The organism is Wolbachia endosymbiont (group A) of Ischnus inquisitorius, assembly GCF_964026985.1.
In the GTDB taxonomy this organism is placed as follows: domain Bacteria; phylum Pseudomonadota; class Alphaproteobacteria; order Rickettsiales; family Anaplasmataceae; genus Wolbachia; species Wolbachia pipientis.
Genome location: NZ_OZ034715.1, coordinates 1,058,148 through 1,074,699, shown reverse-complemented (window position 1 = coordinate 1,074,699; position 16,552 = coordinate 1,058,148). Strand labels below are relative to the sequence as shown.

17 protein-coding genes and 1 other RNA gene are annotated in these 16,552 nt (G+C 34.7%); 10 read left to right on the top strand and 8 right to left on the bottom strand.

Annotated elements, in window-relative coordinates:
* Positions 1-153: 153 nt before the first annotated feature.
* Together cydB and AAGD90_RS05615 are read right to left on the bottom strand one after the other, a co-directional pair.
* Entirely contained in the window at positions 154-1,176 is a 1,023-nt protein-coding gene (gene cydB, locus AAGD90_RS05620) for a cytochrome d ubiquinol oxidase subunit II (RefSeq protein ID WP_010962802.1), read from the bottom strand.
* Positions 1,169-2,575 (bottom strand): cytochrome ubiquinol oxidase subunit I, encoded by a 1,407-nt coding sequence (locus AAGD90_RS05615; RefSeq protein WP_006280502.1) that lies wholly within the window; start codon positions 2,573-2,575, stop codon positions 1,169-1,171. The genes cydB and AAGD90_RS05615 overlap by 8 nt, the downstream gene beginning before the upstream one ends.
* 332 nt (positions 2,576-2,907) lie before the next feature.
* On the opposite strand from AAGD90_RS05615, the gene AAGD90_RS05610 reads away from it, so the two are divergent.
* The 3 genes from AAGD90_RS05610 to AAGD90_RS05600 all read left to right on the top strand — a co-directional run bounded on the left by AAGD90_RS05610 (position 2,908) and on the right by AAGD90_RS05600 (position 5,394).
* Positions 2,908-3,084, top strand: coding sequence for a hypothetical protein (locus AAGD90_RS05610; RefSeq protein ID WP_179945710.1), 177 nt, complete (start codon positions 2,908-2,910; stop codon positions 3,082-3,084).
* Positions 3,085-3,505: 421 nt separating this feature from the next.
* Complete coding sequence (locus AAGD90_RS05605) at positions 3,506-4,126, top strand: superoxide dismutase (protein WP_341821798.1); 621 nt, start codon at positions 3,506-3,508, stop codon at positions 4,124-4,126.
* Positions 4,123-5,394, top strand: coding sequence for a pitrilysin family protein (locus tag AAGD90_RS05600; RefSeq protein ID WP_341821797.1), 1,272 nt, complete (start codon positions 4,123-4,125; stop codon positions 5,392-5,394). Before AAGD90_RS05605 ends, AAGD90_RS05600 begins: the two co-directional genes overlap by 4 nt.
* A 6-nt stretch (positions 5,395-5,400) precedes the next feature.
* On the opposite strand, the gene AAGD90_RS05595 is transcribed toward AAGD90_RS05600, so the two are convergent.
* The 3 genes from AAGD90_RS05595 to nuoE form a co-directional block, all read right to left on the bottom strand.
* Complete coding sequence (locus tag AAGD90_RS05595; RefSeq protein ID WP_010082444.1) at positions 5,401-5,718, bottom strand: hypothetical protein; 318 nt, start codon at positions 5,716-5,718, stop codon at positions 5,401-5,403.
* Positions 5,719-5,909: 191 nt separating this feature from the next.
* The gene (gene tgt, locus AAGD90_RS05590; protein ID WP_010082445.1) at positions 5,910-7,124 is read right to left on the bottom strand and encodes a tRNA guanosine(34) transglycosylase Tgt; all 1,215 of its coding nucleotides are present in this window, start codon (positions 7,122-7,124) and stop codon (positions 5,910-5,912) included.
* Positions 7,125-7,625, bottom strand: a complete 501-nt coding sequence (gene nuoE, locus AAGD90_RS05585; RefSeq protein ID WP_010962799.1) for an NADH-quinone oxidoreductase subunit NuoE — start codon at positions 7,623-7,625, stop codon at positions 7,125-7,127.
* A gap of 224 nt (positions 7,626-7,849) precedes the next feature.
* Here nuoE and AAGD90_RS05580 point away from each other — a divergent pair, with 224 nt between their 5' ends.
* Both AAGD90_RS05580 and rnpB read left to right on the top strand, forming a co-directional pair.
* Positions 7,850-9,976: a hypothetical protein gene (locus AAGD90_RS05580; protein WP_341821796.1), complete on the top strand. Its 2,127-nt coding sequence runs from the start codon at positions 7,850-7,852 to the stop codon at positions 9,974-9,976.
* A 157-nt stretch (positions 9,977-10,133) separates the two neighbouring features.
* An RNA gene (gene rnpB, locus AAGD90_RS05575) (RNase P RNA component class A) lies at positions 10,134-10,483 on the top strand.
* A gap of 51 nt (positions 10,484-10,534) precedes the next feature.
* Here rnpB and AAGD90_RS05570 read toward each other — a convergent pair.
* Positions 10,535-11,305 carry a response regulator transcription factor gene (locus tag AAGD90_RS05570; protein ID WP_010962797.1) on the bottom strand — a complete coding sequence of 257 codons (771 nt, stop codon included), beginning with the start codon at positions 11,303-11,305 and terminating at the stop codon, positions 10,535-10,537.
* 325 nt (positions 11,306-11,630) lie between these two features.
* Here AAGD90_RS05570 and AAGD90_RS05565 point away from each other — a divergent pair, with 325 nt between their 5' ends.
* Genes AAGD90_RS05565 through AAGD90_RS05550 form a run of 4 tightly spaced genes read left to right on the top strand, consistent with a single transcriptional unit; the run spans position 11,631 to position 15,064 of the window.
* Positions 11,631-12,614 (top strand): NAD(P)H-dependent glycerol-3-phosphate dehydrogenase, encoded by a 984-nt coding sequence (locus AAGD90_RS05565; protein WP_010962796.1) that lies wholly within the window; start codon positions 11,631-11,633, stop codon positions 12,612-12,614.
* 19 nt (positions 12,615-12,633) lie between these two features.
* Positions 12,634-13,116: a phosphatidylglycerophosphatase A gene (locus AAGD90_RS05560; protein ID WP_341821794.1), complete on the top strand. Its 483-nt coding sequence runs from the start codon at positions 12,634-12,636 to the stop codon at positions 13,114-13,116.
* On the top strand, positions 13,106-13,885 hold the full coding sequence (locus AAGD90_RS05555) for a GNAT family N-acetyltransferase (protein WP_341821793.1): 780 nt from the start codon (positions 13,106-13,108) through the stop codon (positions 13,883-13,885). The genes AAGD90_RS05560 and AAGD90_RS05555 overlap by 11 nt, the downstream gene beginning before the upstream one ends.
* 42 nt (positions 13,886-13,927) lie before the next feature.
* Entirely contained in the window at positions 13,928-15,064 is a 1,137-nt protein-coding gene (locus tag AAGD90_RS05550; protein WP_341821792.1) for a hypothetical protein, read from the top strand.
* Positions 15,065-15,067: 3 nt separating this feature from the next.
* Here the strand turns inward: AAGD90_RS05550 and AAGD90_RS05545 are convergent, their stop codons facing one another.
* Entirely contained in the window at positions 15,068-15,856 is a 789-nt protein-coding gene (locus tag AAGD90_RS05545) for a succinate dehydrogenase iron-sulfur subunit (protein ID WP_010082472.1), read from the bottom strand.
* A gap of 86 nt (positions 15,857-15,942) precedes the next feature.
* On the bottom strand, positions 15,943-16,395 hold the full coding sequence (gene ybeY, locus AAGD90_RS05540) for an rRNA maturation RNase YbeY (protein WP_010082473.1): 453 nt from the start codon (positions 16,393-16,395) through the stop codon (positions 15,943-15,945).
* Between the two features lie 24 nt (positions 16,396-16,419).
* Here ybeY and AAGD90_RS05535 point away from each other — a divergent pair, with 24 nt between their 5' ends.
* Complete coding sequence (locus AAGD90_RS05535; RefSeq protein ID WP_255322244.1) at positions 16,420-16,551, top strand: hypothetical protein; 132 nt, start codon at positions 16,420-16,422, stop codon at positions 16,549-16,551.
* Position 16,552: the final 1 nt, after the last annotated feature.

The following is a 16,552-nucleotide window of genomic DNA, read 5'->3' as shown; positions in this document are numbered from 1 at the left end:
AAACTTATTCTACAAATTAAAAATACAATATACTCAAAAACTTTTCAGAAAATCCATAGGAGGGTTTGCTAATGAAGGCTCTTGAGTTGACGCCATTGCCTGAACGACTGCTTGATTTAAGGGTAACGTTTTAACCATAAGGTCACTAACTCCTTAATATGTGTGTTCATAATTTGATTTTCCACGAAAGACATAATAGCAATAACCAGTGTAAGTTAAAATGATTGGTAAAAGCGGTATTATAACAATGAGCATTAAAGATAAACTTGGCCCAGAAGCAGCTGCATCCAGAATGGTATATTGAAAAGGTATAATCCATGGGTAGATACTAATTCCTAAACCTAAATATCCCATAAAAAAAATAGCAATACTGAGAAAGAATGGACGGTACTCCCGTTTAGTATTCTGAAGATCAAACCACAGCATGAAAAATAGCCAAGATGTGAGTAATGGAATAGAAAATAAATAATAAAAATTTGGCATGCTAAACCAAAAGTTTTTAATACGTTCATTTAAAAATGGTGTCACTACACTCACTAGTCCCATGAAAATACCTACAAAACCAAGCGTATAAGAAGCAACCTTGCGTGCCCATTCTTGTGTTATATTTTCTGTCTTCATTATGAGCCATGTAGAACCTAAAAGTGCATATCCAAATATCACAGCAATGCCTGTCATTACACTAAAAGCACTTGCCCAATCAAATTGGCCACCAGAAAAGTTGCGTCCGTTTACTTCTACACCATGTATAAATGCACCTAAAATCATGCCTTGGCAAAATGCAGCACCAAGTGACCCAAAATGAAAGGCATAATCCCATAATCGCCTGTATTTTCCTTCTGCCTTAAAACGAAACTCAAAGGATACTCCGCGCACTATAAGGCCAAGCAGCATAATAATGATTGGAATATAAAAAGCAGGCATTAATATTGAATATGCAAGAGGAAAAGCAGCAAACAACCCTCCACCACCCAATACCAACCATGTTTCGTTTCCATCCCAAAATGGTGCAATTGAGCTTATCATGTGATCACGGCATTTATCTGACGGTGCAAAAGGAAGTAAAATACCAATACCTAAATCAAACCCATCCATTAAAATATACAGTAAAACAGCTATGGCAATTAGTAATCCCCAGATTAGGGGTAAATTAATTAAGGAAGAAAAATCAAACATGATTGTTGTCCTTTCCAGATGTACCAGCATCAATCACTGAAGCTCCAATACCGTGTTTATAAAATTGCTCTTCTTCTTTAATGACAGGAATTCCTTTGTATATAAGTTTCAGAATATAGTAACTACCTGCTCCAAATATAAGGGTATACATAACGATAAATGCAATCAAAGACCATGCAACCTGAGGACCGGTAATCGCAGATGAAAATGATTCAATTGTGCGCATAATTCCATATACAGTGTAAGGTTGACGGCCAATTTCAGTAGTAAACCAACCTGCAAGTAACGCTATGAACCCAGACGGCATCATTGATATCCACCATCCATGTAAGAAACAACTTTGGAATAATTTGCCACGAAGATACTGTATAACACTTACTGACCCAATTATGATCATTAAAATTCCAACTCCAACCATTATACGGAAGGACCAGAATACCCATACTACAGGTGGTCTATCTTCTTTTTTCCATTCCTTTAATCCTTTTACTTCTCCTAAAAAATCATGTGTTAAGATCAAGCTGGCAAGATTAGGAATTTTTATCTCGTAGTGATTAATTTCATTTTGCTGATCCGGATAAGCAAATAAAAGTAAGCCAGCCCCTTTTTCGGTTTCCCATATACCTTCCATTGCAGCAATCTTAGCAGGTTGATGCTTTAGTGTATTTAATCCATGCCTATCTCCCATGAACAGCTGAAATGGTGCAGCTAAAGCTACCATAATGGTTGCCATACCAAGCATAATTCTTGCTTGAGGAGCATGTCGTTTTCTCCAAAGATAAAATGCTCCTACACCACCAACCACAAAAGCTGTTGTAAGATAGGCTGCTGTTACCATATGAATAAAGCGATAAGGGAAAGAAGGATTAAAAATAATCTCTAACCAATTGGTTGGATATAGGAGACCATTCTCACCAATCGTGAATCCAGCGGGTGTTTGCATCCAACTGTTGGCCGCAATAATCCAAAAAGCTGAAATAAGCGTTCCCACTGCAACAATACAAGTAGAGGCAAAGTGCATACGAGAACTTACTCTATTCCATCCAAATAGCATAATACTCAAAAAAGATGCCTCCAGAAAAAAGGCTGTTAAAACCTCAAAGGAAAATAGAGGGCCGAGAACATTGGCTATGCGGTCAGAAAAAATCGACCAATTGGTACCAAGTTGATATGACATTACAACTCCAGATACCACTCCCATGCCAAAAGCAACGGCAAAAATCTTGATCCAGAATTTATAAACATCACGGAAACGTGTATCACCAGTCTTAAGCCAACACCATTCCAAAAAGGCTAGAAAACTTGCAAGCCCGATCGTGAAAGCAGGAAATATAATGTGAAAGCCTATTGTGAAGGCAAACTGAATTCGAGCTAATAATAAAGGATCAAATTTAAACATTTTACCTAATACCCATGTATTACAAATAATAGCCAAATCTGCCTATAATTCAATCCATTTTTTCACAAAATTGACCTTACCCAGAAAAAGTAGAGAGAAAGTTAAGACGTTTTTGTCATGAGAATAAATTGTGCAGGAATACAACTGTTCTCCCTTGTCATACCCTCACGGTATCTCTAGATCCCGCTAACACGTAGCGGAATGACGAATTACTTAACCATCATTACACCGTCATACCGCGATTCATTCGCGGTATCTCAAAGCATAGATCCCGCTAACACGTAGCGGGATGACGGTTGTTGTTTAGCTATAAATATTAAGAAATTTACCAAATGAAAAAAAAGGCAAAAGAAGCCCTGGGGTTATTATCCGCTTTAAAATATTGGCGTTTTTTATGTTTTAAACGCTTGACAAGCGAGATTCAGCCGCTTTTAATTGCAACTAACTTACGCTGCAAATGTTTAAGAAATTTACTAAGCAGAAAAAAAGACAAAGAATCCCCGAGTTAGCTAGTCTTTTACTATCTCTGTCGAGTATTGGCATTTTTTGATGTCTTGTAACGCTTTATAAGCGCGTTCAGCTTATTTAGATAAAAACCTAGATGTAGATGAAGTTTTGTAAAGACATACAGTATCTATATAGTGCAAAAAATTGAACATAAGAAGCCGATACATTAAGTAATCCTTACCTTTTAATCTGCAGATTGGCGAAAGCAAATACAATAGCTTCAGTTTCATGATAAGGGGGTTGGCGAGGGGTGTCAAGTAACTTTTGCATTTAATCCATTTCTATGGCTTATATAATAATCGTTATTGTAGTATAATTTAGAATAATGCAATAGATACCTAAATGTTTTAGCTATTAATTATATGTTGCACAAAAGCATATATTGCCCTACCATCCAAGTAGGTTAGAAATAAAGAGGTTTTTATGAGTTTTACTTTACCTGAATTACCATACGATAAAACAGCTTTGGAGCCTTATATATCTGCAAAAACCTTAGATTTTCATTATGATAAGCACCATAAAGGATATTTAAATAAACTCAATGAGCTAGTTGAAAATACGGATTATCAACATGTAAAAATTGAGGAATTAATAACAAAAGTGCATGGTAATAGCGGCAACTTGCCTATATTTAATAATGCAGCACAAGTTTGGAACCATACTTTTTATTGGAATTCAATGAAAAAAAATGGTGGTGGTAAGCCTAAAGATGGTAGTCTTCTAGCAAAAAAAATTCAAGACGATATCGGTGGCTTTGATAAATTTTATGAAGAATTTTCGAGTCATGGAGTAAGCCAGTTTGGCAGTGGATGGGTATGGTTAGTGCTCGAAAAAGGTAGGTTAGGAAAGCTCAAAATCACCAAGACTCCAAATGCAGATTTCCCAATAATTTATGGCCAAGTGCCACTACTCACTATGGATGTGTGGGAGCACGCCTATTATTTAGATTGTCAAAACCGTAGAATTGACTACATAAAAGTTTTCCTTGATCATTTGATTAATTGGGATTTTGCAGAAGAGAACTTAGAAGAATATATGAGATGAATATACCCCGGGTAACAAAATTAGATAATGGTCTGCGCATAATAACTGAGCAGGTGCGTGATATTGATTCCGTAGCTTTAAGCATACGAGTTGGTGTTGGCAGTAGAGCAGAAAGTGCAAAGCAAAATGGAATATCCCATTTTTTAGAACACATGGCTTTCAAAGGGACGAAGACAAGAACTGCCTTTGAAATTGCAAAAGCTTTTGATGACATAGGTGGAGTTTTCAACGCTAGCACCGGTAGGGAAAGCACCACCTATTATGCAAAAGTCCTCAAGAAAGACATAAAAACTGGTATTGATATATTAATAGATATATTGATGGATTCCACGTTTCCAGAAGATGAATTGGAACGTGAGAAGGGTGTTGTAATACAAGAGATTTTTCAAACTAATGATTCACCAAGTGACATTATTTTCGACAAATATTTTGAGGCAGCTTATAAAGACCAACCATTTGGTAGGTCAATCTTAGGCACGCAAAATACTGTAAAATCTTTTACTCGAGGAGATCTAGATAATTACATAAATGAGCATTACTTTGGTGAGAATATGCTATTTGCCGTTGCAGGAAATGTTGAACATGAAGAAGTTGTTGCATTAACCAAAGATTTTCTCTCAAAGATTCATTCTAAAAAGCTGAAAAAAAGCCAAAATGCGAGCTGTACTGGTGGTGAGTATTTAGAACATCGTAAATTAGATCAGGTACACTTGCTAATTGGTCTACCTAGTGTTTCTCGCCATGACGATAAATATCACACGTTTCAAGTGCTTGATTCTATATTAGGGAGCGGAATGTCATCACGTTTATTTCAGGAAGTAAGGGAAAAGCAGGGATTAGCTTACTCTGTTTATTCATTTAATTCCAGCTATACTAATACAGGAATGTTTTCCATTTTTGCTGGTACAGACAGTAGTAACTTAGATAAGCTTTTAAAATCTATAACGACAGAGTTGAAGAAGTTGTCTACAGATGATCTGAAGGAAGAAGAAGTAAATAGAGTGAAAGAGCGAGTAAAATCCCAAATTTTAATGTCACGCGAAAGTGTTAGCTCACGTGCTGAAACATTGGGACACTACTACGGTAACTATAATAGGTACATCAGTAAAAATGAATTAATAGAAAAAATTAGTGCAGTTACCACTGCTAACGTAAAAAAAGCAGCAGAAGAATTGTTATCTCAGCATGAAAAAACCACTCTAGCTGCAATTGGAGAAATTGAATCATTGCCAAGTTACGATAAAGTGGTTTCTATGCTTAAAGCTTAGTGTACTTTAATTATGTTGCTTAAGCTCACTAAAAAGTTCAATGAACGGTTGCAAAATCCTTTCTATAAAAAGTTTGCTTTCTGGTTCATCGCGTATATTACTTATCAGTTTATTCAAAGTTTTCTCGCTGTTTCGTAAAAATAAATAGCTTTCTACTGCTTGCACACCAGACAAGACAGTCAAAATTCCTCCTATCACTAGACAAGCAGCTATAGCAGGTACGGTACCCACTGCAATTGCAGTTGCGATTAATGATAACCCAGCTAAGAATGTAACGGCTGAAACGCAAAACGCTATTTGATGTTTTTCTTTATTGTTAACCATAAATACCTCACAAAAACTATATTTTTAACATACCAGTGTTGTCATGTATTGTCAAGTTTTTAAAGAAGATTAAAAAATGCAACGCACATGTGCAAAAAACGCTAACTATGGATTAGCCAAGGAAGAAAGAGTAGGAAGAGGAAGGCTTTTTCTGTTTTAGGGAATATAAAATAAGCGTAGAAAAATATGAACTAGGTGTATAATTCACAGTGTAGTGGTGTCTCACTAATCCAATTATTTTTCTCCCGATCTAGCCTATCATCTAATATAGCCTGCCTTATTGATGCCATTAACTTATTCATAAAGAAAATATTATGAATGGTAACGAGCGTGTAAGCCAGGAGCTCTTTAGCTTTCAGTAAATGGTGTATATAAGCTCTTGAATGTTTTCTGCAGGTAAAACATAAACAGTCACTTTCAATTGGGTTGTTGTCCAGCTCAAATCGTTGATTCCGCAAATTAATATGCTCTTTGCACTTTGAAGAAATAGAATTTCTGTTTTTTACTTTAACAAGTGCGCCACCATGCCTTGCTAAGCGGGTTGGATGCACGCAATCAAACGTGTCAATTCCAAGCTCTACTCCGCGAAAGATGTCCACAATTCCACCAATACCAAGCAAATGAGTAGGCCTGTCTTTTTTCAGGTGGTCCATAGTGAAAGAAACTACATCATGCATCTGCTCTTTACTTTGACCAAGTGATCCACCTATTGCTTGACCAAAAAATGGCAAATCGTTGATAAAATCACAACTTTCTCTACGTAAATCTTGATACACTCCGCCTTGACTAATTCCATACAGTGCCTGCTTGCCATTATTGTTTTTTTCAAATTCATTTAAAGAACGTTCAGCCCATCTGTGGCTCATGAGCATTGATTTTGCTGTGTATTCTTTGCTTACGTGAAATGGAGTGCATTCATCTAAAACTAGGATTAAATCTGCACCTAATTTCTGTTGAATTTGTACAGATTTTTCAGGAGTTAAGCAATAAATTTTACCATTAATGTAAGAACGGAAAATTGCCCCATCCTCATTAATTTTGATCAAAGTTTTTTGTTTTTTTCTTATTCCTTTTATCTCTTCCGAAACTGATCCGTGGCCTAAGCTAAATATCTGATATCCACCTGAGTCAGTTAGCATTGGCCCATTCCATCCTATCATCTTGCGCAAACCACCAAGTTTTGCAACAGTATTCTCTCCTGGTTGAAGCATTAGGTGATAGGTGTTGGAAAGTATGATTTGGGTACCAGCTTCACTTATTCTTTCAATATCTGCAGCTTTAATTGCAGCTTTTGTTGCGCAGAATATAAAAGCGGGGGTTTCTACGCTTCCATTTGGAGTTTTAATTGTTCCAACTCTTGCAGAACCTGATTGCTTGATTCTCTTGAATGAAAATTCTTCTTTCATCTATTTGCCTGAAAGTTCTGTTATGATGTTTTCTACTTTCTCAGGAGTAAGATTTTCATAGAAGTCATTATTGATCTGCACAACGGGAGCATTAACGCATGCACCTAGGCATTCAACTTCTTTTAAAGTGAACAAATTATCTTTAGTAGTCTCACCGATATTGATTCCAAGTTTTTTTTTAAAGGTATTTAAAACTTCTTCACTATTGCACAACCAGCAAGGAGTTGTTCTACAAATTTGTATTAGATATTTGCCTACTGGTTTTAAATTATACATGGTGTAAAAATTTGCCACTTCATATACACGAATATGTGGAATATGCAGCATATCAGCAACATAACGCATAGCAGATTCAGAAACCCATCCGCATTGCTCTTGAACCAGATATAGTAAAGGCATAACAGCACTACCTTCTCTACCTTTGGGATACATCTCTATAAACTTTCCCGCTTTCTTGAGGTTTTCTGATGTAAAACTAAACTGCTCTTCTTTTTCTATCATTCATGAGACTCGTGTAAACTTTAACAGATTATACCTGTAGAACCAATGATTGCAATTGTTGGTTTTTTGAGAAATAGCATAAAGCTTCTTAGCCCTCTTCAAGCTTATATTTACCTTTTAGTATAAAATATTATATTAATTTTTTAATTTTAGTTAAAATTTTCATTGACATTAACACACAGGAGTAATCATAATAGCATTTTATTAATATTTTAAATAAAATTATGTCTATATTAAGAAGATTGCTCGGGATCAACTCAAATACACCGGAAATTAAAGAAGCGATAGGTTTTAATCCAACAAACGTAGAATTAATTGAGGGGAATGGAGTTGCTTACGGACTCAGCTATCAAGATAATGGTAATGGGAGCAGTAAAGTAAAATTACTTATTAGTCCATTATATCAATCAAAAACATACGAATGTGGTACAAATATCAGCGTAGCAAATGAATTCAAAGATCAATTATCTCTCACATTAATAGAAGATTCAGCTGAAATAGATAAAGTTGGAGTTATCTTTCCTGAAGAAGGAATTAGCGAAGAAGGAGAAAAATGCGTTAAAGGCTTATCTTTTAACACTTACGGAATTAAACAATCAGTTAATACTCCTTCAGTTGAACATTTAGATAAAAGAAAATTACAAAAGAATATTGATAATAATAGTCTTGCAAATGTGGGCAATAGTTACTTTCAACCAAGAGCAGTGAAAGTTGGTAATGGTGACGTAATTGTAATCGCCCATAACTTAAAGGATCAAACTTTAGTTTCTTGGTACTTAAAGTCAAGCGAGAGCGGAAAATTTAAGGTATTGACTGGAGAAAAAGGTGTTACAGAAAGAAAATTGTTCAATTTTGATAATCAGGGGCAATTGGCATTAAATGGAAACACGATGCTTTATTCGCAAGTGAGCAAAAGGATTACTAAGGAAAATCAAGAGGTGAGAAAAACACGTATTTTTAAATTTGATATGGCTAAAGTGATTCAGGGTCTGAAGGATAGAGTTAATGGCTTTTTACTTGGTAATCGAAAAGGTCAAATAGATAATAAAGCACTATCTCTTTCTAGAGAACATGAAATAAGCTTTTTGCAGTATGTTGAACAAACGGAAGGAAATGATCTAGTTGCTTTTCTTGAAAATGACCAATCAGCTAATGAGCAGAGGTTACATATAGCAACTCTACTTAAAAATGGATCAGTGTCAGATTTTCCTATCTATCAATTTACAGATCCTATAGAGCAATTATATATTAAAGGCAACGGTCAGGGTGGTTTTATCGTAACTGCGGTAAGTGGAGAAAATATTGTAACTTTTAATCAAAACGGCTCTGGAAAATCTTCTGAAGCAACAATAATACCGGCAAATAGCATCAAAACTCTCAGTGATTTTGTTAATATCATTAACGGTCGATTAACGCCAGATATTATTTCTAGTAGTACCGTGGCTCCTATAACTGTTGCAGAAACGGTTGTGACTTCTAAGAAGACGCCGACTGCTGCAATTACTAGCACAGCAGAAACCGACGCTGTGAAGACTACTAAATTGACAACGGAAGCCGTTGCACCTACTTCTACAATGAATAAACCTTCAACAGAGTCAACGACTCAAACAAGTACAGTAACAGTGGAGCCAACAACAGCAACAAAAACAACTGCTACTTCACAAGCAACCACGATTACTGCAACGTCAACTAATGTGCCTTCGGAAACTGAAATAAGTACTGTAAAACCTACAGCAGCGACTGGTGCGTCGACTTCTACGATGAGTAAACCTTCAACAGAGTCAACGACTCAAACAAGTACAGTAACAGTGAAGCCAACAACAGAAGCCGTTGCACCTACTTCTACAACGAATAAACCTTCAACAGGGTCAACGACTCAAACAAGCACAGTAACAGTGGAGCCAACTGCGCCAACAACAAGCTCAGAGAAAACTACACAAACAGTATTTAGTATACCAAGTACTAGAACAAAAGAGTCAACAACTCCTATATTCACCACGACTTTACTTCCTCAGTCTACTTCTTCACCACAACCTACTCAACTTGCTATAGGGTCTAATAAGGCAGGAATGATAGGGGGATCTTTGGTTGGAGCAATAGGTATTGTTGGAATTATAGGATTCATAGCATATAGATATGTTAAGGGTCGTAATGCTGCTCCTGTATTAGAACTAACTGATTTGGGTTATAGAAGGCGATCATCTTCAAGTAGCGATGAAGAAATTTTTACCACTGGTAACAGAATGCGAACTATATATCAATCTGAAACAGTGCTAAATAGTATATCAGTAGAAAGTAGTAGTCGATCAAGAAGTAGCTCATCGTCTTCAAGCGGTGGACCAGGCTCTTGACTAACTGAAGCGGAGTCTAAAAGTGAAAAAAGCTTATCTTGGGATAGTGATGATGTGCCGGAATATCACCTTTAGCTATTTGTCTAAATGTTTTTAATATGTCTCCTGTTAGGAAATTGTCTTTTGCTTTTGTGATTTTCATGTTAAAGTATAATTCCTAGGTGAAATAAGTAGCTGCTGTTGTGTGATAAACATAGCAGAGGAAAGTCCGGGCTCCAAGGAAAAATAGTGACGGGTAATGCCCGCCGGAGGTAACTCCAGTTATAGGGCTACAGAAAATTACCGCCTAAAATATTTTTAGGTAAGGGTGAAAAGGTGTGGTAAGAGCACACCATGGCAATGGCAACATTGGTAGTCGAGTAACCAACACTAGGAGCAAGATTAAATAGAAGTAGATTTTATGTTTTCCTCATATCTACTCGGGTAAATCGCATGCGGTAAATGGTAACATTTACTCCAGATAAATAGCTACATAAACAGAACTCGGCTTATATTTCACCTAGGCGTTCACATGATACGTGCGATATAAGCCATGCTATATTTAAATGTGTAGGCATTTCATGCGTTGTCCTTCACTTGTTCTGCTTGATAGCCATCACTACTTTCGCCTACATTAACATTAGAATATTCATCATCATCAATATACTCTTTCAGAACATACCCTCTGCCCCAAACGGTTTCTATGTGGCTTTTTCCATCATTTGCACTTTCAAGTTTCTTACGTAATTTGCACATAAAAACATCAACTATCTTGTTATCTGAAGGTTCATCCAAGCCATTGTAAAGATGATTTAAGAACATTTCTTTTGTTAGTACTGTTCCTTTACGCAGTGCTAGCAATTCTATCATAGAATACTCTTTATTAGTAAGGTGAACCGTTTTACCTTTCACCTCAACAACCCTGTGATCAAAATTGATATTTATATTACCAATCTTTATCACCGATTCAGGATGGCCTTTAGTACGACGCACTATGGCCTTAATTCGAGCTAATAACTCGCTTTTATGAAATGGCTTGGTTAAGTAATCATCGGCACCATACCCGAGTCCTTTAGCTTTGTGATTGACAGCGGATATGCATGAAAGTATTAAGACAGGAACTTTGATTTTTGCACTTCTTAGTCTTAACAATATATCATATCCGTCAATATCACCAGGTAAGTGTATATCTAAAATAACTAGGTCATAGTAATCTCCGTTTGAGGAAACCATATTATTGTTATAATCTTGTGCAGAAGTAACAACGTCACAGAAGTGTCCATCAGAAGTTAAGGCGTTAACTACAGTCTTTGCACTTACTTGATCATCTTCAATTAATAATATACGCATATTTTACACCCCATAAATAATTTATAATTTTAGTAATATATATAACTAAGGAAAGTAATAAATCAAATTTTTATTAACAAATGATCAAAATTACACTTATTAATTAATAGTAAATATATTGTTCCAAAGTTATATAAATAGATCTAAAATATAATAGACATACCATGATAGTAATAATATTTTTAGTAAATATTGAATTAAAGTTACTATTATTAAAAGAATACTTCGGTTAATAAATATTTAACTATTCTATATGTCTGTGTTATATTTTTAATTTACTTATCCTACTATTTTAAAGTATAAGTAATATTTTCAGGAATATTGTGTGGCAATATCAATTTTAGGTGCTGGTGCATGGGGTACAGCAATCGCAATTTCATTAGGTAGTAAGAAAGATGTGATTTTGTGGACTCACAATGAAACTACATTTGAATCAATCAACGGGAAAAGAGAAAGTGACAAGCTACCCGGTTGTCGAATTTCTGATAATGTGTCAGTAAAATTGGCTATTGAAGACATAATTAATGCTTCAGTAACAATCCTCGCTGTTCCCACTCAGTCTCTGAGGAAGGTATGTCAGCAATTGCATAATTGTAATCTGAAAAAAGATGTAGCAATAATTTTAGCTTGTAAGGGAATAGAAAAGTCTACATTAAAATTACCTAGTGAAATAGTAAATGAAATTTTACCTAACAATCCTATTGCTATTTTTTCAGGTCCTAGCTTTGCTGTAGAAGTTGCAAGAAAATTACCCTATTCAATGGTTCTTGCATGCCAAAATAACACATTAGGTTCAAAGCTAGTATCAGAGCTGCAACAAGAAAATGTTAAATTGGAGTTTAGTAACGACATTATAGGAGTACAGATTTGTGCAGCGTTAAAGAACGTTTTTGCTATAGCGTGTGGGATTGTTCTAGGTAGTAAACTTGGGTTTAATGCTCATGCAGCATTGATTACGAAAAGTATGAGCGAAATTAAGGCTTTATACTCAGCAAAAATTGGTGACGGTAGTGTGGATATAAATACACTACTTGGGCCAGCATGTCTGGGTGACCTAATTATGACATGCACATCCTTGAATTCAAGAAACTTATCTTTTGGGTTTAAAATAGGTAATAGTGACAATGGCTTTAATGTTCAGCAGATTTTGTCAGAAGGCAAGTCAGTGATTGAAGGTTTTAGCACTGCTGAGTCCATATTTAATTTAGCAGGAAAGCTAAAGATAAAAATGCCTATATGTGAAGCGGTCTATAGATTATTGTATGAAAGCGCCTCTATAGAGGATACTCTTTCTGTTCTTATAAGTTAATTTTGTATTTGGATATATTGTGAAATTTTTATATAAATTAATATCAACGTGGTGGCTGTCTGGAACAGTAAAAAAAATGCCAGGTACTGTGGGTAGTTTGGCTTCTTTTCCGCTTGTTCCTGTAATCCTGAGCAACAAAATTTTAGGTGCAGCAATTATTTCTTTTTTATTCTTAATTGGATTATGGTCTACAGGTAATTATATAAAACATTACAAGACTTCATGTGATCCAAAAGAGGTAGTAATTGACGAAGTGGTTGGTCAATTGCTGACGATACTTTTAGTTTCGATATTGTTAAGCCAAGAGATGGATTGTTCTTCATTGTTGTTGTGCTTTTTTTCTTTTAGGTTTTTTGATATAATAAAAACGTGGCCTATAAATTTAATCGATAAAAATACCAAAGGTCCTTTAGGTATTATGCTAGATGACGTTATAGCTGCAATTTTAGCCTGTGTTCTTATAGGAGCCTTTTATTGTTTATTGTTGGTGTATGCAGGATAAAAAAATTTATTATTCAAGCTTAATTGTTCAAAATCTAAAGGATTATATACTGTACACAGCGAATTTATCTGAGTGGGAAGTACACGATGAATTTGATAACATCATATTTACAATAAATGGTACCAGGGAGTCATTATTTAATTTTGTGTTCTGTGGAGATCAATGTACCGAGCTTTCTATACAAAAAACTCTAGATTATCTCAGAACAAGAGATATAGAAGCAACATGGGTAATAAATTCACATATGAAAATAAGAGATATTTTAGAAAAGTGTGAAATAAAACACGTTAGCACACCAAAAAAAGCTTTACTTAATATGAAAAATTACTTTTTACCTGCTGATGTTATTCCAAACTTGAGGTTAAATGCTGTGAATGGTAGCAACCTCTTAGAACAGTTAGATCTACACACTTCTAAAATTTTTTATCATGGCGTTGGAATTGTCAGCACATTTTTTCGCGGATTATCAAATTATGATGATAAGAACTCAAGATTAAGATTTTTTCTTGTAACACTAAATAATGAAATTATTGGGGCATGCGGTCTTTATGTTCAAGATAGCGTAGCTGGTTTTTATAGTGATGGAGTTTTACCAATTTACAGGAATCGTGGAATAGGTACCCAAATGGTTTTAGAAAGAATAAAGATAGCTAAACAGCTTGAATGCAAATATATAGTAGCACATTGTATGAAATCTTCTGTGAACCTTTATAAGAGATTGGGCTTTCAAATGTTAGGCAATCTTTACTTATATACCTCTTCAGCATAATTCTGAGCGGTTACAAATTTTTACATTTGTTTTAAAAGTGCTATGTTTTTTTTGTATGAAGTGGTTTTAATATTGATTCTAATATTATTCTTTCTCTCTTATTCTAAATTAAAAATTAGTAATAAGATTAAGAACTTACAGCATCAAAATGTTATCATAAATAATTTAATTGATACTGTGAATGATGGGTTTTATATTTGGGATGCAAAAAAACGTATAGAAAAGTTCTCTCCCAATTTACTAATTTTGCTTAATACTGTTTTTTACTCATTTAATGAGTTTGTGAATTTTTTTGAGCAATCAGAAAGCTTAATCAAAAATTTTGTTGAGGCAAAGGAAATAAATAAATCTTTTACTCTAGATTTAAAGTCAAAAGACAGTGAGGTTTATTGCATATGTTACGGTAGAAGCATAATAGATGATTCTAACAATGTGATAGGTGTGCTGTTATGGATAAGGAATGTCTCAGACTGTAAGATAAAGGCTAACGGACTTGAGTTAGAAAATAGTAAGCTTACACAGGAAGTGGAGAGCTATAAAAACGTTTTCAACTCTTTACCATTTCCAATACTAAGATATAACAAGAGTAGAAAGGTGGAATTTTATAACTTGTTTTATGATAAATATGTAGATGGTTCTAAGAAATTTGCTATTACCGGTAGCGCTCATAGCACAAAACCAGTAAGACATGTCATAACTTATAAGAACGAACCTAAGGTTTTCGATTTTGTTAAAATTCCAATACAAGGTTCTGGTAGCATAGTAATGTATGGGAAAGATGTTAGTGATGCAGAGAAATTATATACTGAATTAAACAGTTATTTAGCTACACAGAAAAATTTGCTTGAGAGGTTACCGGTTGCTATAGTAATATATAGTAAGAATCAAAAGCTAAAATTTTATAATAATGCTTTTATAAAAACCTTTCAATTTGACCCAAAATTTTTGGCATCTTACCCAACTTATCACGAAGTTATGCTTTACCTCTTCGAATCTAAAAAGCTTTTAGAAAAAGAGGATTTTCAAACTATTAGTAACCAAAGACATGAGTTGTTCAAAAAATTATTTGAATCGTACGATGATACGATGCACTTCACAAACGGAAAAGCGTTCAGGGTATTAACAATACCCTACGCTTCGGAAGGTTTGCTGTTCTCTTACGAAGAATGCAAAAGATAATACTTAAACTCCTTCTCTCTCTACCATGAGCTGTTTTACTTTCGCTATTGCTCTTGCTGGATTAAGTCCTTTAGGACAAGTTTTTGTGCAATTCATTATTGTATGACAACGATACAACTTGAATGGGTCGTTTAAAACATCAAGTCTTTCACCTGTCTTATTATCACGGCTGTCAGCAATCCATCTGTAAGCTTGTAATAGTATTGCTGGTCCTAAAAATTTATCACTATTCCACCAGTAGCTTGGGCAACCAGTCGAACAGCAAGCACATAATATACAGTCGGACAAGCCATCTAATTTTTTTCTATCTTCAGAAGATTGAGAGTATTCTTTATTTGGTAGGGCAGGCTTATCTGCTTGTAACCAAGGTTTAATTGATTTGTATTGCTCATAAAATTGGCTCAAATCCGAGACTAGGTCCTTTATTACATACATGTGAGGTAATGGATATATTTTTACGTCACCTTTTATATCATGTATAGATCTAGTACATGCAAGAGTATTGGTTCCGTCAATATTCATGGCACAAGATCCACATATGCCTTCTCTACAAGAACGTCTGAAAGTTAAAGTCGAATCTATTTCATCCTTTATTTTTATTAATGCATCAAGTACCATAGGGCCACAACTATCCATATCAATAAAAAATGTGTCTATTCTAGGGTTTTTCTCGTCATCAGCAGACCAACGGTAAATTTGAAATCTTCTGATGTTTTTTGCTCTAGCAGGAATAGGATAAATTTTGCCCTTTTGATTAATTTTAGAATTCTTTGGCAAAGAAAACTGAACCATATCACTTACCTTTTATTGTTTATAGCTAAAACCCTTTGTAGATAACATATTTTATTATCATCTACTATATTTTTATTAAATTCCTTTTAAATCGCACACATATTGTAGCCAAGCGAAGCTAAAATCTCTCTTTCTAGATTTTTCATTATAATTTCTTCATCTTTTTTTTGGTGATCATAACCAAGTAAATGCAGTAATCCATGCACTAACATGTGTGCAATGTGAGCAAGAATGGGTATATAATACTCATGCGATTCTCTTTTTATTGTGTCTATTGAAATTGCTATGTCTCCTAAATCGCACTCATTAGACAATTGTTCATACGGAAATGATAGTACGTTAGTTGGCTTATCCATTTCTCTAAATTTTAAATTAAGTTGATGTAGCAAGTCATCATCAGCCAGAGCTATTGATATATTTGGTTTATAGTGGTCTATTTTTAATTCTTTTAGAGAAGCATTGATGACACCTAATACAAAATTTTTAGGATTTTCTATAATGCTGCACCATTTCTTGTCAAGAATATTTACTTCTAACATGAGTGACACATCAGTAAGGGTGTCATGCAAATAGCTGACACTGGAATCCAAAAAAGAAGAGTTATAGACCCTTGTGTCATGTACACAACTGTACGAATATTGTACACTAGAAGGATGTCATCCCAGTGTCTAGGCACTGGGATCCAGGAATTTTGAT